This is a genomic window from Verrucomicrobiota bacterium, from assembly GCA_019247695.1.
Taxonomy (GTDB): domain Bacteria; phylum Verrucomicrobiota; class Verrucomicrobiia; order Chthoniobacterales; family JAFAMB01; genus JAFBAP01.
Map to the genome: position 1 here is coordinate 74,903 of JAFBAP010000159.1, position 23,512 is coordinate 98,414.

18 protein-coding genes are annotated in these 23,512 nt (G+C 61.5%); 8 read left to right on the plus strand and 10 right to left on the minus strand.

Features of this window, described 5'->3' with window-relative positions; genetic code table 11:
* Nucleotides 1–62 precede the first annotated feature (62 nt).
* The gene (locus tag JO015_19210) at nt 63–845 is read left to right on the plus strand and encodes a metallophosphoesterase (GenBank protein MBW0001228.1); all 783 of its coding nucleotides are present in this window, start codon (nt 63–65) and stop codon (nt 843–845) included.
* A gap of 367 nt (nt 846–1,212) precedes the next feature.
* Here the strand turns inward: JO015_19210 and JO015_19215 are convergent, their stop codons facing one another.
* The 4 genes from JO015_19215 to glnD all read right to left on the minus strand — a co-directional run bounded on the left by JO015_19215 (nt 1,213) and on the right by glnD (nt 9,594).
* Nucleotides 1,213–2,337 carry a carotenoid 1,2-hydratase gene (locus JO015_19215; protein ID MBW0001229.1) on the minus strand — a complete coding sequence of 375 codons (1,125 nt, stop codon included), beginning with the start codon at nt 2,335–2,337 and terminating at the stop codon, nt 1,213–1,215.
* Between the two features lie 105 nt (nt 2,338–2,442).
* The gene (locus JO015_19220; protein ID MBW0001230.1) at nt 2,443–3,765 is read right to left on the minus strand and encodes an NCS2 family permease; all 1,323 of its coding nucleotides are present in this window, start codon (nt 3,763–3,765) and stop codon (nt 2,443–2,445) included.
* A 459-nt stretch (nt 3,766–4,224) separates the two neighbouring features.
* Nucleotides 4,225–6,741, minus strand: coding sequence for an ABC transporter permease (locus JO015_19225; GenBank protein MBW0001231.1), 2,517 nt, complete (start codon nt 6,739–6,741; stop codon nt 4,225–4,227).
* A 90-nt stretch (nt 6,742–6,831) separates the two neighbouring features.
* A complete protein-coding gene (gene glnD, locus JO015_19230; GenBank protein ID MBW0001232.1) occupies nt 6,832–9,594 on the minus strand; it encodes a [protein-PII] uridylyltransferase in 2,763 nt (920 codons plus the stop codon).
* Between the two features lie 195 nt (nt 9,595–9,789).
* Here glnD and JO015_19235 point away from each other — a divergent pair, with 195 nt between their 5' ends.
* Nucleotides 9,790–10,284: a hypothetical protein gene (locus JO015_19235; GenBank protein ID MBW0001233.1), complete on the plus strand. Its 495-nt coding sequence runs from the start codon at nt 9,790–9,792 to the stop codon at nt 10,282–10,284.
* Nucleotides 10,285–10,600: 316 nt separating this feature from the next.
* Here JO015_19235 and JO015_19240 read toward each other — a convergent pair whose 3' ends face one another.
* On the minus strand, nt 10,601–11,551 hold the full coding sequence (locus JO015_19240; GenBank protein MBW0001234.1) for a sugar ABC transporter substrate-binding protein: 951 nt from the start codon (nt 11,549–11,551) through the stop codon (nt 10,601–10,603).
* A 190-nt stretch (nt 11,552–11,741) separates the two neighbouring features.
* On the opposite strand from JO015_19240, the gene JO015_19245 reads away from it, so the two are divergent.
* The 4 genes from JO015_19245 to JO015_19260 all read left to right on the plus strand — a co-directional run bounded on the left by JO015_19245 (nt 11,742) and on the right by JO015_19260 (nt 16,006).
* Nucleotides 11,742–13,553, plus strand: coding sequence for a ClcB-like voltage-gated chloride channel protein (locus JO015_19245; GenBank protein ID MBW0001235.1), 1,812 nt, complete (start codon nt 11,742–11,744; stop codon nt 13,551–13,553).
* A 17-nt stretch (nt 13,554–13,570) separates the two neighbouring features.
* On the plus strand, nt 13,571–14,842 hold the full coding sequence (locus tag JO015_19250; GenBank protein ID MBW0001236.1) for a nodulation protein NfeD: 1,272 nt from the start codon (nt 13,571–13,573) through the stop codon (nt 14,840–14,842).
* A gap of 28 nt (nt 14,843–14,870) precedes the next feature.
* A complete protein-coding gene (locus JO015_19255; protein ID MBW0001237.1) occupies nt 14,871–15,089 on the plus strand; it encodes a hypothetical protein in 219 nt (72 codons plus the stop codon).
* 338 nt (nt 15,090–15,427) lie between these two features.
* Entirely contained in the window at nt 15,428–16,006 is a 579-nt protein-coding gene (locus tag JO015_19260; GenBank protein ID MBW0001238.1) for a methyltransferase domain-containing protein, read from the plus strand.
* Between the two features lie 40 nt (nt 16,007–16,046).
* On the opposite strand, the gene JO015_19265 is transcribed toward JO015_19260, so the two are convergent.
* The gene (locus tag JO015_19265) at nt 16,047–16,652 is read right to left on the minus strand and encodes an HNH endonuclease (protein ID MBW0001239.1); all 606 of its coding nucleotides are present in this window, start codon (nt 16,650–16,652) and stop codon (nt 16,047–16,049) included.
* 198 nt (nt 16,653–16,850) lie between these two features.
* Here JO015_19265 and JO015_19270 point away from each other — a divergent pair, with 198 nt between their 5' ends.
* On the plus strand, nt 16,851–17,627 hold the full coding sequence (locus JO015_19270; GenBank protein MBW0001240.1) for a histidinol-phosphatase: 777 nt from the start codon (nt 16,851–16,853) through the stop codon (nt 17,625–17,627).
* A gap of 64 nt (nt 17,628–17,691) precedes the next feature.
* Nucleotides 17,692–18,999: a cellulase family glycosylhydrolase gene (locus JO015_19275; protein MBW0001241.1), complete on the plus strand. Its 1,308-nt coding sequence runs from the start codon at nt 17,692–17,694 to the stop codon at nt 18,997–18,999.
* A gap of 539 nt (nt 19,000–19,538) precedes the next feature.
* Here JO015_19275 and JO015_19280 read toward each other — a convergent pair.
* The 4 genes from JO015_19280 to dnaJ form a co-directional block, all read right to left on the minus strand.
* Nucleotides 19,539–20,405: a glutamate racemase gene (locus JO015_19280; GenBank protein MBW0001242.1), complete on the minus strand. Its 867-nt coding sequence runs from the start codon at nt 20,403–20,405 to the stop codon at nt 19,539–19,541.
* On the minus strand, nt 20,380–21,498 hold the full coding sequence (locus tag JO015_19285; GenBank protein ID MBW0001243.1) for an N-acetylmuramoyl-L-alanine amidase: 1,119 nt from the start codon (nt 21,496–21,498) through the stop codon (nt 20,380–20,382). Before JO015_19285 ends, JO015_19280 begins: the two co-directional genes overlap by 26 nt.
* Before the next feature lie 70 nt (nt 21,499–21,568).
* Complete coding sequence (locus JO015_19290) at nt 21,569–22,333, minus strand: 16S rRNA (uracil(1498)-N(3))-methyltransferase (GenBank protein MBW0001244.1); 765 nt, start codon at nt 22,331–22,333, stop codon at nt 21,569–21,571.
* Between the two features lie 6 nt (nt 22,334–22,339).
* Nucleotides 22,340–23,512, minus strand: a complete 1,173-nt coding sequence (gene dnaJ, locus JO015_19295; protein ID MBW0001245.1) for a molecular chaperone DnaJ — start codon at nt 23,510–23,512, stop codon at nt 22,340–22,342.

Here is a 23,512-nt window from a genome sequence, read left to right on the forward strand (position 1 = left end):
GATGCGTCAAAGCTTGCCCTCCGGACTCCGAAGCTTATGCTCACGCACCTGGGGCTTGCGATGTGAAACTCCTTTTGACCTCAGATTTTCACTTTCACCGGCCATGGTACGACTGGCTTTTAGATCACGGGCCCCAGTACGACCTCGTGGCCATCGCCGGAGATTTGATGGAAATGCATTACCCCGGAGGGGTGGTGCCGCAGCTTATTTACCTTCACGGTTGGGTACGGACGATGCTCAAGCGAGGGGCGGTTCTGGCGGTCTGCTCCGGTAACCACGACCTGCCTTCGACCGCGCCGATGGTCGTGCCGCACCAGGGTATCGATAAAGAACGCGTCGCGCTCCTCGAGGGGTTTGCGAAGCATGAACATTGGTTGCAGGCCTTGCGCCGCGATCACCAGATCACCGTCGACCAGGACCATCGCATCATTCGCACCAATTCCGGGGAGAGCCTCATGGTAAGCTGCGCGCCTTACCGCGCCGACGGCCAGTTTTTGTTCCGTGAACATTTCCCGCCCCCCTGGCTCCTGCTGCACCATGAACCGCCCGGGGGCACGACCCTGGCAGGACCGAATACGGGCAACCAGGCCCTGGCCGAATTCGTCCGAAAAACACCGCCGAAATACGTTTTAAGCGGCCACGCCCATTTCAGCGAATCGGGCCATAACGCTTTCCATGAGCGTATCGGCAAGGCGCATTGCTTCAACTGCCGCCAATACCCAACGGCCGGTATCCGCCCCCCGGCGCCCAACGTGATTCTTCTCGACACCGGCGCCGGCACGGCAACCTGGCGCTTCTACACGCAGGACAGCACCCCGCAGCAGGCCGTCGTGGAATTGGACTGAGAAAAGAGGAAACATCCACAGATTACACAGATTGACACAGATTACGGTCACACGGTCGCACGGCGGACACAGCGGAGAAGAATCACACGGCGCCACGGCGGAACACGGCGACCACGGCGGGAAGAGGGGGAAAGAGTTCGGAGTTCGGGGCTCGGGGTTCGGAGCGGCAGAGAATGCCACAAATGAAGAGGCGCCGGGTCTGGTAATCTTTTTTCTGCGTTCTCTGCGTGTTCTGCGGTTGATTCTGTCTTTCCGCCGTGGTCGCCGTGGTCCGCCGTGTTCGCCGTGTGAACTCTTACGTTGCGCCCGCCGTGTGACCGTGTGAACTCTTTCGTCGTGCCCGCCACCCTCTTCATTTGTGGCATTTTCAGGGAGAGGTCAGCCCGGATACGGCGCCGCCATAACCCGTTAATTCCATGTAACCGTTTCCCTGGACCGGCTGGCCGGCCTTGGCGCCTGAAAGCCGGATACATCCCTCCCAGTAGCGTGAGGAAAGCCTGAGTTCCTGATCGTCAACCGGAGTCACGATCGCCAACTCCAAACCTAATTTCGGGATGCTTGCCTGCCATCCGATCGGATAGCGGGGTGCCGACCGGTCACGCTGCCAGAACCGGTTGGGAATGAGCTGGAAGTCATCCCGGGCAAGCGGGGTGACCTGACCCTCACGACTCACGTATTTTCCGCTGGAATAAGGATCGATCCCGCCATCCTTCAGGCGCATCTGGTAGAGCATGAGGCTGGAACCGTCATTTAGCTGGATTGCAAACCAGTTCCAACCGGCCTGCTGCGGTTCGAGCTGGTTGGTGGCCCATTCACGATCGAACCACGAACTCCCGGCAACGGTCCAGGCGTTTGCGCCGAGACGAACGGTCCCCTGGGTTTTCAGGATCGGAATAGAATAATAATACGAGGCTCGCCCCGGTCCGCCGGCTTTCCGGCTGAAGCCGTCGACGCCCTGCAATACCGGAGCCATCTGCGGTTCGAGTTTAAGGTCGATGGCGCATTGGCCGGCCGCCGCCCGCAGACGGAAATTCCCGTCGTAATCGACCTGCCAATCCTCAATCCAGACAAGCGTCCCGTCGCGGCCGTAACCAGCATCACCCAAGGCGCCGCGGCTGATTTTTTCATAGGCATGGAAATGGTGGTCCGCGACGTCGGTGACCGTGAAGTGCGCGAATTTCACTTCCCCGGTCGCAAACGGGGACTGCGGAGGGTGAACGGGGTCCGGCGGCCGGTAGCCATGACGGAAAAAGGTTAGTTCGAACCCGAACTCACGTCCGTCCCCGGCCGCCAGGTTACCGGTAAAATACCACCATTCCGTGCGGAAACCCGGGTGAGGGCCGTGGTCAGCCGGAAAATGAAAAACATAGCCCGGCTCGGCGATTTGCCATCCATCCGCATTTACGCTTTGCCCCTTGAGTTCTCCCGCCAGGAGAAAAACACCGATGGCGATAAACATCCAACGGGCACTTCCGAAAAACCACGGCCACATCACCTTGAATATACGCACCCAAGCGCCGCCGGGATACCAAGGGACGGTACCGGTGCCGTGTGAACCCTGTCGCTGCGCCCGCCACCCCCCCTTTGCCGTCTCGGATCACCGTCCAAACAGGAAATGCAACAGAAACAGGCCGGCCAGCACGTAGGTGACCACGCCAATCTGCCTTGCCTGGCCGGTCCCCAGCTTGATAATCACGTAGGTTAGAATACCCATCGCCAAGCCTTCGCTGATGCTGAACGCGAGCGGCATCACGAGCACGGTAATAAAGGCCGGCACGGTGGTCTCAAAATTCCGGAGATCAAGTTCGGCGAGACCCTGCATCATGAAGGCACCGACAATCACCAGCGCCGGGGCCGTCGCCACCGGGGGAATGATGAGAATAACGGGGGCCAGCAGCAGTGCCGCGACGAAACAGAGGGCCGTGACAATTACGCTCAGCCCGGTACGGCCACCGGCTTCCACCCCGGCAGCGCTCTCAATGTAGCTGGTGACCGTAGAGGTTCCGAGCACGGAACCGAACATCGCGGCGCACGCGTCGGCCATGAAGGCCTGGCCTACCTTGGGAAGATGCCCATGGGCATCGAGCAGGCCGGCACGTTTGGCGACACCGATAAGGGTGCCCATGTTGTCGAAAAGGTCGACGAACAACAGTGCCAGCACCAACGGAAACGCGAGGTCGAGGTTGCGCCAGAAGTATCCCAGATCCAATTTCAACAGCGTCGGGGAGAGTGAAGCGGGTAAACTGACAATGCCGTTCGGCCGGGCGGTGATCATCGAGTCGGCAGTCCCGCTCGGTATAAAAAGGCCGAGCACCGTCAGGAGCAGCACCACCAGCACGATTGCGCCCGGCACCCGCCGGATGACAAGAACCGCCGTCAGGATGATCCCGAGAATGACCAGTACCGGGCCGGGACGGGACAGGTCCCCGAGAGAAACGAACGTGGCCGGGTTCGCGACGATGACCCCGCCGTTCTTTAACCCGATAAACGCGATGAAGAAACCGATCCCGGCGCTGATGGCCAGCTTCAGCTCGAACGGGATGGCGGCGACGATCCGACGGCGCAAACCGCTGAGGGACAGCAACAAAAATATCAAGCCGCCGTAAAACACCAGGCCGAGGGCAGCCTGCCAGGGCACGTGCTTGGCCCCGCAGATGGTGAAGGCGAAAAACGCGTTCAAGCCCATGCCGGGCGCGAGTGCGATCGGGTAATTGGTTGCCAGCGCCATGATGATGGTCATCACGGCCGACGCGATTCCTGTCGCCGTGATTAATGCCCCTTTATCCATGCCGGTCGTCGAGAGAATCAGCGGATTAACCGCAAGGATGTACGCCATCGCCGCGAACGTTGTCAGGCCGGCAACAACCTCGCGGGAAACCGTCGTGCCGTGTTCAGAAAGGGTGAAGTACCGTTGGAGCATAGGGACCTCTAGCAATTTTCATGGCCATCGGACAACGGTAAGAGTTCGGAGTTCGGGGTTCGGGGTTCGGAGCCGTCCTGTAACCGGGTCCATTCTTTCGGCGGAACATGGCGGCCGCAGCGGGTGTGGCGGGCACAACGTAAGAGTTCACACGGCGACCACGGCGGGAAGGCAAATGCCACAAATGAGGGCCGCTGGTTAGGCACGCCGGGAACCTATGCCGTCTTTGGCCCCGGGGCGGCGGTTGGCGGTAACCGGGGACTTTAGTGACCACTAATCCCGCCGCCGCCCCCGGGCCAAAGACGGCGTAATCCTTGCCAGGGAATCAAGGGTCGAGCATCGGGTGCCGGGTAATTTTGTCTTCCCGCCGTGGTCGCCGTGTTCGCCGTGTGAACTCTGTCGTTGTGCCCGCTTTCTCCCGCTATGCCCGCCGTGTGACCGTGTGACCGAACTCCACCTCTATCCGCGTATGGCGCTGATGATCGGGGCGTTGGCGGCGCGCCACGCGGGCCAGAGCCCGCCCAGCGCCGACACGGGTACAAGCGATATGGGGATCAGCGCCAATTGATCCCAGGGGAGTTGCAGGGGGATGGTCCAGCCGAAAAAAGCTTTGTTGATTACCTCGGTCAGGACCACCGCCAGCGCGCACCCTGTTCCGAGGCCGAGCATGACCGCAACCAGGCCGAGCAGGGCGGCTTCTGCCAGCACCATGCCCAGGACTTGCCGGCGCCGCGCCCCCAGCGACCGGATGACGGCCAGTTCACGGCCGCGTTCCTTCACCAGGACCGTCAGGTTCAACACGATGCCGATAACGGCCACCAGCACCGCGACCAGCCGCAGAGCGTAAGTAACGGCAAACGTCTGCTCGAAAATCTTGTTCACCAACTGCCGCAGGCTCGCGTTCGACCGCAGGGAATAAAAGCGGGCGCTGGGATCTCCTTGCCGGACCCGGTCTATCACCGCTGGGGCGGTGGCGCCCGGCTGCAGATAAAGCGCGACCGAATGAACGCCTTCCCGGTGCCAGTAGCGCAAAAAATTATCCCGCTGCATAAGAATCACGCCGGCATCTTTGGTGTAATCATAATAAATGCCGGCGACGCGGAAGGGGCGTTCACCATCGGGAGACACGATGCCCAACGGGTCGCCGTCCCGCAAGTGCAACCGGCGGGCGAGCGGCTCGGAAATGATCACGGTGTCGCGGCCGAGGAAATCGGCGAACTTCTCCCGGTCATGTCCCCCGACAAACTCCGGCACGCTGCGGGCTGACCCGATCACGACTCCGAGCGACACGCGCTTCCCTGCCGCCGTCACGGTCTCATCGCGGTAAGTGTCGATCGACGCCACCTCCGGCAGACGCCGCAGACGTTCGAGGAAATCCGGCGCGACGTTGGTCTGGAACCTGGTGATCTCGTTCTGGGCCGGCGTGACGAAAAGATCGGCAACCAGCCGCCGCTGAACCCACCGATTAACCGTTACGCGGAACGAGAAAATCATGACTGAGACGCTCGCGAGCATGGCCACTGCGGAAGCCAGGGCGGCGACGGTAACCGCGTGGTGGTGAACGGAGCGTACGAGGTTTTGGGCTGCCAGCCGCCAGACGTGGGATGAACGCAGCCACCGGCTCAGCCGGCGGCCGCTGGTGTAAGTCACCAGAGGCGAGAGCGCGCAAAAACCGGCCAGGGTAAAAAAGGCGGCGCCAAAGCCGGCGAGATGGTTATAGGCAAACGCCAGCCAGCTGCTCAGGATCCCCAGGCTGAATAACAGCGCGCTGACCGCAAGCCATGCGAGGCGCGGGCGCGGTTGGTCGTCAGCCACGACCTGCAGGTTAAGGGCCTTGAGCGGGGGCAACCCCGCGGCGGCCCGCGCCGGCACCCACGCTCCCACCAGGGCCGAACCGATTCCCAGGCTCAGCACCAGCGGGATCTCCCAAACAGGAAGATAAAGGCGCTCGATCGAGGTCAGCACGTACAGGTTCGAGATGGTCTGGGCGACCGTACGCACGAGGCCCCGGGCCAGGAGCACGCCGAGAAAACATCCCAGAGCAGACCCGGCGGTTCCATACAGGGCCGCTTCTCCCAGAAAAAGCCAGCGGACAAGGGACCGGGAACCTCCCACGGACCGCAGGATTCCGATCTCGGCACGCCGGCGCACGGCGGATGCGGTGATGGTGTTGTAGATCAGGAAAACGCCGACCAGCAGCGAGACCAGGCTTAAGGCCGTCAGGTTAAGTTGAAACCCGGCCAGCAGGTAAGCCACCTGAGCGCTGCGCTCTTCCGGCGAACGTATCACCACATCTTTCGGCAAAAGGCGGCGGAGCGTCGCGACGACGCTTTCAGGGTGTTGAGGCGTCTGGAGGCGGAAAAGCACAGCGGTAAGGTGGCCAGGCCGGGCGAGCAACTCCTGAGCCCAGCCGATGTCCATGACGGCAAAACGGGGGTCGGCGTCCCCGGTCTCGAGATAAAATGAAACCCGCAAAGTAACCTCGCGCTCGCCGGCCTGGACGCGCAGCGGATCGCCTAACCGAAGATGGTGCCGGTCAGCAAACTGCCGGCTGATCGCCACCGCCGCGGGATCACCGAACCAGGCGTCAGCGTCAAAGCCCTTATCCGGGGCGCGTTGCAGCTTGAAAGCCTGAAACGGACCATTAGTCAGCGGATCCACGCCCAGCAGGTGCAGGTATTCGCGATCATAATCCGGTAAGGCCAGCATACCTTCCACGAGCGGGGTTGCCGCCGTGCAACCGGGAACATTCCTTAACCGGGGCCAGAGCTGAACGGGGATCGCGCCGCGAGCCTCCAGATGGGCGCGTCCTGCCACCACGTCAATGCCGGCCTCGAACGCCCGGGTCGCGCTATGATTGACAATCTGCACCGCCAGAAAGACCGCGGCGCCCAACGCCACGCTGAGGATGTTCACGGCCGCGAGCAATTTATGCTGCAGCGCATACCGGATGACGTGCTGGTAAAATAATCTCACTGGAAGGCGTGTGGGAAGGAGGTGTGTGAGGATGCCGGTGGTTCCACGGGATCGTTCCTGCCCTCACACACCTCCTTCCCACACGCCTTCTCAATCGTAATACTTCCGAGAGCTGTCTCCGGTTGCAGCCGACAGCAGCGCACCTTGCAGGTGTGAACCGATCAGATCCTCGCTTAACTTCCGGCCCTCAAGGTCGGTCGCGTAAAACGTGTCAAAGGCCGCCCCCTTCTCCGTCGCGATCCGGGAATGGACGATGTTAACTCCCGGTTCGGACAGGCATTTGAGCACATCGTAAAGCAAACCGAGCCGGTCCGGCGTTTGCAGGTCGATGACGGTGTAGCTCGGATGGATCTGGTTTGAGATGATGAGCTTGGTCGGAAATTCCAATTCCGGCGGAGCATGAAACCCGAACCGGCGGCGGACCCGTTCCAGCAACGGGGTGAAATCAAAATCCTGGACCTGCAGCGCCGCCCTCAGCACCGATTCCACCTGCTGCTGTTCGCGCGGCTCGGTCACGGATTGGAAGTTGGTATCGCACACCCGGAAAATGCCGAGCATCAGACTATCGACCCGGGTGTAGGCGTCAGCGCTCAAAATGTTAATCCACGCAGTGGCAAACGAGCCCGCGATCTTGGCCATCAAGGCGGCCCGGTCCCAGGTACAAATCCAGACCTCGCTATGGCCCTGGTCAGGTTTGCTGTGCCAGCGGATCACCGCGCTCAGCGCCTGGTCCGGCTCCCGGAACCTCGTTTCCAGAAAGGACCGGAAGAGCCGCAGGTGCCCGATGATCTCGTTCACGTTATGGCTCTGGAAATAGCGGTCGGGCATCGAGTTGAAATGCACCTCGATCTCCTCTCCGAAATCGCGCGCCATGCGCTTGGCAATCGACTGCCGCAAATCCTCGCGCTCGATGCGGCGCTGCCTGAAAAATTGTTCCGCATCCTGCAGATAGCTCTGCGCGCCGCGGTAAAGCTGCCAGACCAGTGACTCTTTCCAATCGGACCAATTGTGCCCGCTGGTCCCCTGCCCGTCGGCCAGCGTCAGCAACATGAGCGCGTCGAGGTTTTCCTGGGTCCGGACAATCTCCGCAAACTCCGCCACCGTCGTCGGATCCTCCACGTTACGGCGCTGCGCGATTTCCGACAGGCTCAGGTGATGGTCGACCAGCATGATCAACCGCCGGCGGCGCTCGGGAGACAACTGGAGGCGGGCCGCGACCTTCTGGGCGTTGAGGGCGCTCGCCTCCGCATGGTGCCTGGCCCCGGAGGCCTTGCCGGTGTCGTGCAGCAGCAGGGCCAGGTAGAGCACGTACGCGTCTTCGAATTTGAGAAAGAGTTCCTGGTATTCCTGCAGCTTCGGATTCTTCGTGCCGACGGTCTCATCCAGCTTTTCGATGCAAACCAGGGTGTGTTCGTCGGCCGTGTACTGGTGAAAGAACTCGTGTTGCACCAGACACGTCAGTTCACCGAACTCGGGCATGTAGCGCCCGAGAAAGTCCACCTCGTGCATCATCCGCAGGATGCGCCCCACCTGCCCTTTTCGCGAAAGGATGGCCTGAAAGGTTTCACGGGCGGCGCGCGCGTATTGGAACGTGCGGTTCACCAGCCGCGTCCGGCGCCGGATCAGCTGCTGCAATTCCGGGCTGAGTTCGAGCTCCCGATGCTGCGCGTGTAAAAAGACGCGCATCAGGCGAAACGGATCCTCGTGAAACACTTCCCGGGTTTCAGCGTAAATCAGGCCGCCATGGCTGTAAAAGCCGTCAAAATGCTCGGTCTTGAGTTTCCTTTTCGCCAGAAAACCGAAGATGGGCCGCTCTTCCTTTTCGACGGTGAGCGGAAGCAGAAAACGTTCGGTCACACCTTTGGCGGTGAGATAAATCGCGCGGGCGTGCTGGTAATAATCCCGCATAAACGCTTCGCTGCGCCGCAAGATGTTCTTTTGCGGGTAATTAAACTTGTTGGCGATCTGGCCCTGGAAAAACAGGGTCAGAACGTCGGCCGGCCGCTTTGAAAGGTAATGCAGTTCGGTCCGGACCCGGAGGAGAAAGTCGTAGGCCCGGTCGATGGTACGGCGATCGCTCTCGTTGATGTATTTGCGTTCGACGAGCTTGGCGGTGCTCATCACCCCGTCGCGGAAATAGCAGATCCACTGCATGTTCTGGTAGTCACGCAGGCCCCCGCACCCGTTCTTGATGTTGGGCTCCTGCATGAACACCGAGCCGCCGTACTTGCGGTGGCGTTCCTCCTGGTTTTCCAGGCGCCATTTGAGGTAGGTGTCGACCTGACCGCGCACGCAATGTTCGAAAAAATCGCGCCGGAACTTGGAGTGCAGCCGCCGGTCTCCGGCCAGGTAGCGCGATTCCAGTAACGAAGTCTTGGTCAGGGTATCGGCGTTGGCCAGGCGGATCGCTTCACCGATGGACCGCGTGGCGTGGCCGACCTTGAATCCGACATCCCAAAGCATGTAGAGAATCTGTTCGACGATCGACGCCCCTTCCGGGCTGACCCGGCCGGAATCGTGCACAAACAGGATATCGACGTCGCTGTACGGGTTCAGTTCACCCCGGCCGTACCCGCCGATCGCCAGCAGGGTAAAAGGCGGCGTCGCACCCGCATACTGGGACCCTTGCACGGCGCCCTCGAACAAATGACGGAGAACCACGTCGAGCAGGCCGGCCCGGTCCCGCGCAATCTCCAGGCCGCCGCCGCCGGAGTAGTGCTTCAGGCGCAGGCGGTGTTCCTCGATCTTCAGGAACTTCTTGTACAGATCCAGCCGGTCACGAAGTTGACCTTTGCCTTGGGAAACCAATTGCCGCTCGGCGTGGGCGAGGATCTTTTCAAGGTGCTGGGACATCGAAGGTACTGAAACCGGAGTCGATCACCATACCGCAGGCTTGAACGGCCGCCTAGGGAAACTTACGGGTCCCGGGCGTCGCCGCGCCGGCACCCGGCCCGATTTGCGCCGCACCGAACGCCGGCCGGTCACCGGTCGCGAGCCCACGGCCGATGTCCGTCATTGATCCTGCTGCAGCTGCCATTAGAATGTGGAATGGCGACTCCCAGCTTTGCCCTCGTTCAGATCTTGCGCGAGACCGCGAACCGCCTGGCCGGCGGTGCCGAGTACCAATGGAGCCACTTCGGCAAATGCAATTGCGGGCACCTCGCCCAAACCGCAACCCGCATTTCCGCCCGGGACATCCACCGCACCGCGCACCGCAAACTGAGCGAGTGGAGCGAAATTCCCGACGATTTCTGTCCGCAGACCGGCGTCCTGATTGATCGGGTGATCGATGCCTTGTTTGAACTGGGGCTGACCAACACCGACCTGCGGCATCTGGAGGATCTGACGGACCCGGAAATCCTGGCCCGGTTGCCGGGCGGCCGGCGTTACCTGCAGCGCAACCAGCGGGATGACGTGGTGGCGTACCTGCGCACCTGGGCGGGCCTACTTGCGGACAAGGTGCCGAGTGGCGAGCGTCGAGTGTCGGGTGTCGAGTGCAGCTCGCCGTTCGCAGCCGATACGCTCGCCATCGAGGTTCCATAACGGGCAAATGCGGCGAGAAGATCAATTGCAAACTCCGAAGCTTGACATTCGCGAACTCTCCCCACGATCACACCCGGCACCCGGTATCATTTGTGGCATTCTCTGCCGCTCCGAACCCCGAACCCCGAACTCCGAACCCTTTCCCCGCCGTGGTCGCCGTGGTCGCCGTGGCCCGCCGTGTTCGCCGTGTGAACTCTGTCGTTGTGCCCGCCAGACCCGCTGTGCCCGCTGTGTGACCGGCACCCGTCACCCGTTACCCGTTACCCGCCACCCTCTTCCATTTGTGGCATTCTCCGCCTCGGGGCATTTTCCGCCGTTACCGAATTCCCAGCGTGGTCAGGTCCACCACCCGCCCGGCGTCTTCCTGCGTCACGAAAATCGGCCCGGTCAGAACCAGGTCGTCCTGCACCAGCAAGCCGTACTTCACGTAATTTGCCAGGAACACAACCGGGAGATACCCTTGGAGCCATTGTTGCTGGTCGACGGCGAAATCGATCCGTTTGCTCACAAGCGCATCGACGACGGTAGGTGAGATGTCGAAGGTGCAAAGCTTGATCTTGCCGGTTCTGCCGACTTCATCGAGTGACTGCATCGCGGGTTCGGCCGCCACCGGTCCGAGGGCCAGAATCCCGTCGACCTCATCGTGGTCGTGCAGGTAGGCGGTGACCGCTTCCTCGCATTCCATGTAATCCAGCGGCACCGCGAGCATGCTCACGTGGTGGAATGGGCCTTCGAAACCGTCTTTGAAGCCTTTGATCCGCTGTTCCAAAGCTGCGTTGCCCGCTTCCTGGTTAAGGATGAGGACCTTCTTCATCCCCATGTCCTTCATGCGTTCCCCGGCTTTTTTCCCGGCGTTCTCCTCTTGTTGCCCGATGTACATGAGGCACCCGACCTTTTTGTACGAGTCCCAACCCGAGTTGATCGCGATCACCGGAATTTTTGCCGCCGCTGCTGCCCGGATCGATTTAGCCAAGGCGGCGGCGTCCGGAATCGCCACGATCAGACCGTCCGGCTTGGACGCCACGGCCGCATCGATCATCTGCGCCATTGCCGCCATGTCGAACGTCTCGGGTGCACGATAATCGAGGTCGCTGCCGGTCTCCTTGGCGGCGGCTTCCAAGCCGTTTCTTACGACGAGCCAGAACGAATCGGCTGCCTGGCCGTGGGTGACGGCGACGATCCTCGGCCTGACCTGCGCAACGCCTGAGAACGGGATGAGCAAGCTCACCGCACAGGCGAGCCGGAAAACGATTTTAGATTTTATCATACGCGCGGTCATGGAACGTGGTTTTAGGTCTGGTCCGGGTACAATTTTCCCGCGGTGCGCGAACCATTCCACAGCGATTCCTTCGAAAAGATCTGGCCCGGAACCTGAGAAGCGGTCAGGATAACAGATTGGCTCGTCGGGCCCCGATCTGTCGAGTCTTGCCGACGCGTTCGTTCCCCTGAGCAAGCGTATGGACACCAGCCGAGAACAGAGCGACCCAAGGCGCGTCTCCGCGTCGACGCTTTCACTGCTGAAGCTGAAGGTTTGGCTGGTCGAACACCTGCGGATCCGGGAGCGGCAGGCGATGCTCATCTGGGCTGTGGTGATCGGCGTTCTGGGCTGCACCGCCGACGAGAGTTTTCGGAGGGTCAGCGACTTCGTGCATTTCCTGGCGACCGACAGCAATCTGGAAATCATTTCGTCTTTTTCCCGGCTGTCGTGGTGGCAAAGACTCGCCGTACCCACGATCGGTGGACTGCTGGCGGGGTCCACCCTCTGGCTCGGGAACCGTCTTCTCGCGGGCGTCCGCCAAAAATCGACGACTGATTACCTGGAGGCGATCGTGGTCGGAAACGGTATACTTTCGCTTCCGGCCAGCTTCGTAAAGACGTTGTCGGCGTTGTTTTCCATCAGCACCGGGGCATCCATCGGCCGGGAAGGACCGCTGGTGCAGATCTCCTCCCTGGTCGCTTCATTAATCGGCCAGGCCCGGAATTTTCCGGTGCCGCAGCGGCGCCAACTGGTCGCGTGCGGCGCGGCCGCCGGCCTGGCCAGCGCTTACAACGCGCCGATCGCCGCTTCGTTTTTTGTCGCTGAGATTATTCTGGGGACGGTGGTGGTCGAGGCGCTGGGACCGTTGATCCTGGCGGCGGTGGTCTCGACTTTCACTTCTCAGCTCCTGCACGGCGGCGGACCCATCTACAAGTCGCCGGGCCTGACCCTGCACAGCCAGTGGGAACTCATCCCGTTGTCGGTCGTCGGCGTCGTCTCGGGCTTCCTGGCGCCGGCTTACCTGAAGTTTTTGCGAATTACCGAGCGGATGTTCTCCAAGGTTCACGTCCCGGTACCGGCGAAAGTTGCGCTCGGCGGTCTGATCGTGGGCGCCCTGTCAATTCTCAGTCCCGAAGTGTGCGGGAACGGCCAGGGGCTGCTGGTTTCCCTCTTTCACCAGAATTGGTTCTGGGACGAGATTCTCGCCATCCTTTTGCTTAAGCTGATCGCGACCGCCGCCATCTTCGGTTCAGGGGCCGTGGGCGGTGTTTTTACGCCGACGCTGTTCATCGGCGCGTCGATCGGCATGGTGTACGGCCGGGCCGTTCTTCACCTCGCGCCGTTTTTGCAACCGGACCCGTTGGCGTACGGCATCGTCGGCATGGGCTCCTTCATTTCCGCAGCGACCGGGGCGCCGTTGATGTCCATTCTACTGGGATTCGAGCTCACCCTGGATTACCAGATTGCACCGCTGCTCATGGTGAATTGCGTCGTCGCCTACTACTGCAGCAGCCTCTTCGAGCGGCGATTCATGTACGGGGAATCCCTCGAGCGCAAAGGCGCCGCCTTCTTCAACCAGCAACTGGCCGAGGCAAACCTGGGCGACCTGATCCGGCGCAACCCCCTGACGCTCCCCAAGAACGCAACCCTGGCGGAGATCGCGCGCGCGTTCGTGAACAACCAGTTCCAGCATATCTACGTGGTCGATAAGGATGACCGGTTCCTCGGCGCGATTTCACTCCACACCATCAAAGAATTCCTCAACCAGCCTGAACTCGAGACCGTGATCGTTGCGACCGATATCATAGACGACAATTTCCCGCGCATCTCGCAGCCGGAGGGAATCGGCGAGGCCCTGGAGAAGTTTTCAGCCACACACGCCGAGCGCTTACCGGTAGTCGATAATCTCCTCTCGCAGCGGCTCATCGGCAGCATTTCGAAGACGGACCTGATCATTCATCTCGCCGGTAAACAAAGTGCAAGCCGGGAAGGAGCCCTTTCGTCGGCATGAGGCGCGTCCTGGCATGCATGGCTTGCTGGGCAGCACTCGTCCCGGTCGCCGTACCGGCTGAAACGGTTTGTTTGATCCATGTGAACGGCGTGATTGGCCCGGCCACGGCGGGTTACGTTTCGCGAAGCATTGACGCCGCGCGGGCCCGCCGCGCGCAATGCCTGGTCATTCAGCTTAACACCCCGGGCGGTTTGCTGGATTCCACCCAGAAGATCGTGCAAACATTTCTGGCGTCACCGGTGCCTGTGGTGGTTTACGTGGCGCCCCTGGGGGCAACTGCCACCAGCGCGGGCTGCTTCATCACCATGGCGGCAAACGTCGCCGCCATGGCTCCGGCCACGACCATCGGTGCGGCGCATCCCGTCGTCCTGGGAGGCGCACCTGGTGGCGGGGAACAGCAACTTGACCCGACGATGAAGCAAAAGCTCGAGAACTTCTCGGTCAGCTACATCGAAGCCATCGCCGGCCGGCGTCACCATAATGCCGAGTGGGCCAAATCCGCCGTGCGGGACAGTGCGTCGGTCACCTCGGAAAAGGCGCTCGAACTGAAGGTCATCGACCTGATCGCCGCCGATCTGGCGGACTTGTTGAACCAGCTGAACGGACGCGAAATCGACGGCAGAACGCTCAAAACCGCCGGCGCGACCGTGGCAAAGATCAAGATGTCGGTCGGCGAACGCGTTTCCCAGGTGATTTTCCGGCCCGAGGTAATGTTCATCCTGATGCTGATCGCCGTCTATGGAATCATCGGTGAGCTAACCGCACCCGGTGCGATCCTTCCGGGCGTCGCCGGCGCAATCGCGTTGATTCTGGCGCTCTACCTGGCGGCCGTTTTACCCGTCAACGTCACCGGCTTCGCGCTGGTCATCCTGGCGGTGGGATTATTTGCCATCGACGCCTTCGCGCCCACCCACGGTGTGCTGACGGCCGGCGGCATCATCTCCTTTGTGCTCGGCTCGCTCATGCTCTTCAATCGTTCCGATCCGCTGTTTCGCTTGTCCCTCAGCTATATCATCGCGGCAACCCTGGTGACGGCGGCGTTCTTTATGTTTGTCGTCGGCAAGGGTTTGCGTGCCCAGCGGTTGCCGCCGAAGACCGGGGTCGGAACGATGGTGGGCAAAACGGCGACTGCCTTGACCCCGATCGACGCAGAGGGCGGCCAGGTTTTTATTGAGGGCGAGTATTGGCGGGCCGTGAGCGATGCACCGATCGAAACGGGCCGGCTCGCCGAGGTTACGGCCGTGCACGGTCTCACGTTGACCGTAAAACCGAAAGCGGGGGCCGAATAATTCAGGTTGGTTGCGCGTCTGAGCTGGCGTGAAGAACGCACTTCTTACTCTCTTAGTCCTCAGTTCCGTTTTCAGTACCTCGCTGATTGCAAGGGCCGACGAAGATCGCCGGGATCGTGATTGGAACGACCCGTACTGGCATCATAGCCACTACGGCTACTGGCACGGTGAGCGGGGGTATTGGCGGAGTCATCACCACCATCATGAGTTCATCAAGGTTGGCCCGGTGACCGTCGAAAAGCATTAAGGACTTTTCCTGCCTTTAACTGGCGTTGGCCATCGCGCAAAGCGCTCCGGAAGATCTCCGGAGCGCTTTTCGTTACACGGCGGGCACGGCGGGTCTGGCGGGCACGGCGTCAGAGTTCACACGGCGAACACGGCGGACCACGGCGGGAAGAGGGGGAAGGGGTTCGGGGTTCGGGGTTCGGGGTTCGGGGCGGCATCATGGGTGCCGGCTGCCGGTGTCAAGCCCGGGGTTTCGGGATCCGTTTCTGCGTTGTCTGCGTGTTCTGCGGATGTTCCATGGAATTTCTTGAAAAATTCGCTTCGCAAACGTGAAAATTGCTTTAGAGCTTGCTGGGGCGAATGGTGAACTTTCTTCTGCCGGACTTTCAGGATTGGCCTGTCTCACTGTTTCCGGACCGTGTGGTGCTGGTTAATAAGATCCTGCCCGGACTCGCTGAGCCGGGGGTTACCATGCTCTGGGTGGGCTGCCGGCCTTACACTCGCCGCTATCCGGGCATGATTGAAAGGCGGGGTGCCCTTTGTTACACCCTTGAGATCGACCCGGCCGCCCGACGCTGGGGCCACCCCAAGAGGCACACGGTGGGAGATTTGCAAAAGGTTGCAGCCCTGTACCTGCCGGAACAGTTCGACGTCGCTCTGGTTAACGGGGTGTTCGGCTGGGGCGTTAACTCCGTTGAGGGACAAAATGAAGCGGTTGAGGGACTTGCCCGCGTGCTGAAGCCGGGGGGCTTGCTGATGCTGGGCTGGAACACCAACCGCTCCTGCGACCCATGCAAACTGCCCGCCGTAACCCGGTTTTTTACGCCGTCTCAACGCCCGGGGTTTGAACGGCGTATTGCGTTTGGCGCCGTTACTCACGTCTATGATTTTCTCAGCCGCCGGGCCAACCCGCTTGAACGGCCGGCCTGCGGCGGGTAAGACCATTCAGGCAGTGATCTCGGCGTCGGTTGCGATTGCCTCAACCTTGGCTGCTCAAGTCAAGCGGCACCAGAAAATGTTTCCAATCGGTGATGTTGTGAGCGTTGCGGATGAAACACGTGGTGGGCAATTCCCGGGGTGCTTCCGGCCTCTTGCGCAGCTCTAAACCAACTTCTTCAGGCAGGCGGCTGCCCTTCAGGCTGTTCACGCGACGGTCGGCCAGCACACAATTTTCCCAGGTGGTTTGTCCCCCGCGGGAACGCGGCACGACGTGGTCGATGTTGCCTTCGTGCGGCGCCAGCTTGCGCCCGGTGTATTGGCAGAGTCCCCCGTCCCGTTCCCAAATCCCTTTGGGCGACAACTTCGGCCGGCGCCTCGGAACGCGGCCATAACGGGTCAGAACCAAAACCGTGGGGACCCGAACCAGACCGCGGATCGTGCTGACCGCGTTGTCCTCTCCACGAACCGGTAATTCCAGCCATTCGGACCATTTTACCGGTCGCATATCCCCGGCCTCCTGAATGTCGAGGGCGGTCGCGTTGCCGTTAGCCATCATGCAAAAGGCTTGTGCCGGCGACCTTACGTTGATCGCCTGCCAGTTCCGATTCAGAACCAGAACCGTGCATTTATGCAGGACATCGTTCATGGCATCGAACTGGGAGCCGCAGCCGTGCGCGAAAGACCGCACAGTAATGCCCCAACGCGGCGAGGTTGTCCAGCCTTGTCGCCGGTCAATCACACCAGCACTGGTATCACGGATGCGCCTCGGGGCTTTCGGCCACAACTGCTGGCAGAGGTAAACAAACGGTGATGGGTCTGCCTGCATTTGCTATCTTCCGTCGCCATGCCGTTGCCGTGCGATTACCACAACCATCCGCAAGCTCATCTGCTGCAGCCATACACCCTCGATTTGCTTCTACCCTGGATTTCCCGGGCACGCCAAACCGGCATCCGGAGCCTGGCGTTTACCGACCACGACCGCTACCATGAAGGAGTCGATTTCGACGTCGTCGATCGCCTCAGGGAGCAGCACCCGGACGTAGAGATCCTGATCGGAATCGAACTCGACAATGACCCGGTAACCTCCGAGCGCGGTACGCGTTGGGTGGAACAACACTGGGACGAACTCGACTTCGTGCTCGGATCGGTCCATTACCTCCCCGGCGCGACGGAGATGTTCGATCGTGCCGACCAGAGCGGGCAGTTAACGGACCGGTACGGGCTGGAAAAGGCTTTTGATCTATATCGTGCGGAACTGGAGAAAATCGTGCGGCGCGGGTTCGTTGACTGTCTTGCGCACCTTGACCTGATTAAGATCCATCACCTTTACCCGGACGGCTACGAACCGGGCACCTGGTTCAGGCCGGTCCTTGAAATGATCCAGGCGGCCGGATTGGCCATCGAAGCGAGTACGGCCGGTTGGCGCAAAACGGTGGGCGAACAATACCCGCACACCGCCATTCTCGAACTGGCGCGCGACCGCAATCTGCCGGTCACCACCGCCTCCGACGCGCACGCGCCGGCTCAACTGGCCGCGGGCTTCAACCGGCTTGAAAAGGTTTTGAACCAAGCCGGCGTGACCAACCTCGTCCGGTTCACGCGCCACCGGAGAATGGCATAACGGGTAACGGGTAACGGGTAACGGGTAACGGGTAACGGGTAACGGGTGGCGGGTGGCGGGTAAAATGCAGAGTTCGTTATTCGATGGCGCGGCGGTAATCGATCTGGCCCGGAAAATAGGCCTGCTGCTTGCGGCGTTGCCGTTGCTCGGCTCGTCACGCGCCGCAACGGCTCCAGTCACGTCTCCGGCGATGCTGCATGCGGCCGGTGGCGCAGTGCTCGATCAAACCGGCCAGCCGGTGCTGCTGCGCTCCGTCAACCTCAGTCCCTGGCTCGTGCCGGAGGGGTATTTGATGGCGCAAGGCAGCTTTGCCGCCCTCGCGACGTCTCCGTCCGAGATCAGGCAACGGCTCGTGGATGTCGTCGGCCCGGAAAAGGCGGCGGCGTTCTGGCGGGATTGGACGGCCGCATTCGTTGACGCAAACGACTTCCGGAACCTGCGCGCTGACGGGTTCAACTGCGTCCGCCTTCCCTTGAACGCGAGGTTCATCACGAGCCGGATCGAGCCCGGCGGCGTTGTCTTCGACGCAGCGGGGATTGCGCCGGTCGATCAGGCTGTCTCCTGGGGTGCCGAAACCGGCGTTTACGTCATCCTCGACCTGCATGATGCCCCTGGCGGTCAGGGACCGTTCTCAACCGTGTCCGACGTGCCCTCGTTCGATCATACGCCCCGGCTGTGGCAAGGGCCGACTGCGGCGGAAAACCGGAGGAAGACGATTGCACTCTGGCGCGCGCTCGCATCGCGCTATGCCGGGGCGCGCTCTGTAGGCGGCTACGATCTGCTCAACGAGCCGGCCCTGCCGCCCGGCGTGGCTCCGGCCGAGCTGGCGGCACTCTACAACGCAGTTATCGAGGCCATAAGGTCGGTCGATCGCGACCACATGATCGTGCTCGAAGGCGACAAATACGCGCGCGATTTCTCGATGATCCGATCCGTCGCCGATCCGAACGTCATGTACGAGTTCCACGAGTACCGGATGTTCAATCCCCAATGGCGCTCGCCGACTGTTGCCTCGCTGGCACAACTGCTCCAGCTGCGTGAAGCGACGGGAAAGCCGGTATGGCTGGGCGAGTTTGGGGAAAGCTCCTTCGCTTGGCAGGCTCAAGTCGTCAGCCTGCTTAAGGCCAACGGCATCGGCTGGGCAGTCTGGCCCTGGAAGCGCATCGATTTCGGGGACGCTCTTCCTGTGATCGAGGCGATCGAGCCGCCGGAGCCTTGGAAGCGGATCTCCGGATACCTGGCCGGCCGGCGTTTTTCGAGAAAGCCGTCGCCGGCTGAAGCCGAGCAGGCGACGTCTGAAATGCTCGTGGCGATCCGCACTTCGAACTGTCGCAAGAACCAGGCGCTGGCGAGCACGCTCGCGGGTCACTGAGACGATTCAAACAGTTATTCCGGTAGACGGTAGAATATCGGCTCTACACCTATCAGACCGTATAAACGGTCCAGGCCCAACGGGCCGGGAGACCTTAGCCCAGGGTTCCACCCCACTGCCATTTCGTTAAGGGCGAGGGGGATGCTTTCGTCCCGGAGGGACGGCTGAGGTTAGCCAGGGACTTCAGTCCCTGGACGGGGCATTTAAGCGGGAGCGCGTCCCGTCGGGACGCCTGAAACGCTGCCCCGCAGGGTGCCGGCTCCCAAGCGGCCGGCCAAACCCGGCGCGGCCCTCGGCGCCAAAAACCCGGACGTCCCCCCAACCGTTGACGCCCGCTTGGCTTGGCGCACGCCTTCAGGCGTCCCGACGGGACGCAACCCCTGGGGAACGCCCGCACAGCACAGGCACTAAAGCTACCTGCCTAACCTCAGCCGTCCCTCCGGGACCAAAGCAGTACCCGGCCTTGTATCCTTAACTAAATGGCAGTCCGGCAGCGTCCTCTCCGCCGGAATTCCACCCGGATAATTGTCTACACGGTATTATACCGTGACCGATAGCGGTGGCAGAATCGTGACGCCCTGAACCACCCGGCGCTCGAGTTGATCGATCCGGAGGCGCAGCACGGCCTCGACGGTCTTCAAAAAGGGGTTGAAGCTGTCGGTCAGGGCGACCTGAAGATTGCCGGGGGTAGCACGGGTGTTGCGCAACCCTTTCTCTTCGAGCACCTGGCGCACCGCGGCAGCGCAGTTGAACGCCGAATCGATCAGGGCAACGTCCGGGCCGGCGACCTCCGCAATTAACGGTTCCAATAAGGGGTAGTGGGTACAACCGAGGACCAGCGTATCGACACCGGCTGCGAGCAACGGGTTCAAATAACGTTCCAGCACTTCCCGCGTCACGGGGTCTTCAAGCCAGGCTTCTTCGATCAATGGTACCAGCAAAGGGCAAGCCTGGCTTATGACCTCGACCCCTGCGGCAGCGGCATCGATCGCCTGGTCGTAAGCCGCGCTCGCCACGGTGGCGCGGGTCGCCAAAACGCCGATTTTGCCGTTCCGGGTCTGCTGGACGGCGGCGCGGGCGCCTGGGACGATCACCCCCGAGACCGGGGTGCGCAGGGTCTGCTGCAGGCGCGGTAAAGCCAGGGCGGAGGCGGTGTTGCACGCCACCACGATCATCTTGGCATTTTCGGCCAGGAGCAGCCCGGCAATTTCCAGGCTGTAACGCTCGATCGTGGCCCGGTCTTTGCCCCCATACGGCAACCGGGCGGTGTCGCCGAGGTAGAAAATATCTTCCTCCGGCAGCAGTTCGCGAAGGGCGCGAACCACCGTGAGGCCGCCGATGCCGGAATCAAAGACCCCGATCGGCTGACTGGCCGGATCACTATTTTGCGGCTTCGGGAAGTGCATAAACGTCGTTGGAAAACGGCGTCCAAATACTGCCGGGCGTGGCGGCGGCGGCGCTGTTGGTGTTGATGCTGCTGCTCAGCGGGGGGGCAGTGTTGCCCTTGGCGATGGCGCCGGCCGAACCGGCGGTGCCGCGTTCGACGGCACGGTTGTAAGCCTCGATTCCCTGAACGATGGCCTGAGCCATGTTCTGCCGGAAAGCGGGATTCGCGACGCGCATATCGTCGACGGCATTGGTAAGGAACCCGCCTTCGATCAGAACTCCCGGCACCGTATTATCGCGAAGCACGACGAACCGCGCGCGCTTTATGCCGCGGTCGCCAACGCCCAGCCGCGTGATCAGGGCGGTATGGATGGCGGTCGCCAGGGCGATGTTTTCCGGATCGCGCACGTTGCCGAGACAAGGCCGAAAGTCCGAAAAGGTCAGGGTGATGTCATTGGACGACGGCACCCCGCGCGGCGCCAGGCAGTAGGTTTCAATTCCTTCAGCGTCCGCGCGCATTCCGGAATTGAAATGCACGCTGATGAACAATGCGTTGCTCTGGTAACTGGCGAATGCGGCCCGCAGTTCGAGCGGGATGAAAACGTCAGCCGACCGGGTGAGGCGCACGTTGTACCCGGCGGCTTGCAACAGGTCGCGGGCACGCAGCACTACATCCAGGGTGAAATCCTTCTCGTTGCCGCGAACGCTGCGTGCGCCCTGATCGAACCCGCCATGGCCGGCATCCAGGACGATGGTTCGAGCCGGAGCGGTCTGGATCCGGGCGGGCCTCAGCACCGGTTCGACCAGCTTACTCAGGTCGATCCGCGAAATGGCCGGCCGATTATCTATACCGATAATGGGAAAGCTCAGGATGAACTTGAGCCCGTTCAGGTAAAGCTCGCGAGAGTTGACGCTTCCCTGCATCCGCAACACGGTGTTCGACAGTTGCAGGTGGTCATACGAGTAGTCGGCCTGGATAAAATTGTAAAAACGGGCAACGTCCTGCAACGGCACATAATCGCGCCCCTCGAATTTTATCACCGTCCAGTCGAAGGCGCCGACGTGCGAAGCCGCCAGAAAAACCGCGGCGAGAATTGCCGACCACCCTCGCATAAATAAAGTGCGCACAGGTTGCGCCGGGCACATGGAAGAAGCAAGCAGATTCAACGGCCCCTGCAGCTACCTATCGGCCGTCTTCGCCCTGCAGTTCGTAGGCCAGCACGCTCAGGCTGTAGAGCGCAGCCGTTTCCGTACGTAACACGATCGGGCCGAGCGTCACCGGGGCGCAACCGGCGCTTTTCGCCGCAGCCGCCTCCGCCGGAGTGAAATCCCCTTCCGGCCCGATGAGCATGAGGGCCGTTTCCGGCCGGCGGCCATGCTGGTCACGGAACTCGCGCAGCACTTGTTTGAAGCCGCGCGCATCGCGTTGCAGCGAGGCGATCAGCGGGGCCTCGTACCGGTCGAATTCCGAAAAAAACTGTTTAGGCGTAACCGGGACCGCAATTTCAGGCAGCCAGTTCTGGCCGCATTGTTTGGCGGCCTCGATGATGACCGTACGCCATCTCTCGGTGCGCTTCTGGGTGTCGCCGCCTTCGAGGTTCACCACGGTGCGTTCGGAGAGCAAAGGCACGATTTTCGCCACCCCCAACTCCGTTGCCTTCTGAATGATCAGATCCATGTTCTTCCCTTTCGGGATGGCTTGCGCCAGCGTGATCGCGCAACGCAGTTGGGGGCTGGATCCGAAAAGGAGCGGTTTGAGCCGCACCTGGTCCTTAGCCCCGCCGGCAATTTCGCAGGTCATCTCGGATCCCTGGCCGTTGAAGACCGTTACTCGGGAGCCGGGCCTGAGCCGCAGCACGTCGCTGCAATGGTGGGCTTCGCCTCCTTCCAGGACAGGGTCCGTGGTCGACCAGGCGGCCGGTGGAATGTAAAAGCGGTGATTACTCACATCCGCTTAACGGAAAAAATCTTTTGCCTTGTCGAAAAAGCTCCGGTGAAGGGGACTATTCTCCTCGCCGCACGATTCGGCGAACTCCTCCAGCTTGCGACGTTGCTCGGAGTTCAGCCGCGTGGGCACCTCCACCATCACGCGAACCCGCAGGTCGCCCCGCGCTTTCGTTTCGATGTTGGCGATCCCGTGGCCCCGCAAACGAAATTGCGTTCCGCTTTGGGTGCCGGCCGGAACTTTCAGGACCGCCTGACCCTGGAGGGTCGGCACTTTAACCTCGCCCCCCAGCGCCGCCGTCGCGAAAGAAATCGGCACTTCGCAGTAGAGATCGTCGTCCTCGCGCGCAAAAACTTCGTGCTCGCGGACGTGGATCACCACGTAAAGGTCACCCGGAGGCCCCCCCCGCAAACCGGCTTCGCCGTTCCGCGAGGAACGCAGACGTGAGCCATCGTCAATCCCGGCGGGAATCTTGATCTTGATCCGAGAACGCTTTTCGATCCGGCCCTCGCCGTTGCAATCGCGGCAGGGACGTTCGATCACCTGCCCGGTGCCACGACAGCGCGGGCACGTCTGAGAGACCTGGAAAAATCCACGGGATGAGATCACCTGCCCCCGGCCGTGGCACGTCGGGCAAGTCGTTGCACGCGATCCGGCCTCGGCCCCTGAGCCGTGGCAGCGGTTGCAGACATCGTGCTTGAGAAGCTCAATCTCCTTTTCGGAACCAAAAGCCGCTTCTTCAAGGGTGATCTGCAGGTCGTAGCGCAAATCGGCACCCCGTTGCCGGCCGCTGCGGTCACGCGTCCCCGCACCCGTTCCGAAAATCTGATCAAAAATGCCGCCTCCGCCACCTTCCGTGGCGGCGCCGAACACTTCGCGGAAAATGTCGAACGGATCGTGAAATCCGCCGCCAAAATCACCCGGCCCCCGGCCGCCGGGTGCACCCGCCCCGGCCGCGAACGCCGCGTGCCCGTACCGGTCGTAGGCCGCCCGCTTTTGTTCATCGATAAGGACCTCGTACGCTTCGCCCAGTTCCTTGAATTTCTCCTCGGCAACAGCGTCCCCCGGGTTTTTGTCCGGATGATACCTCACGGCCAGCTTACGATAGGCCTTTTTGATATCATCCGTTGAGGCGCCGCGCTCGACGCCCAGCACCTCGTAATAATCTCGCTTCGTGGCCAT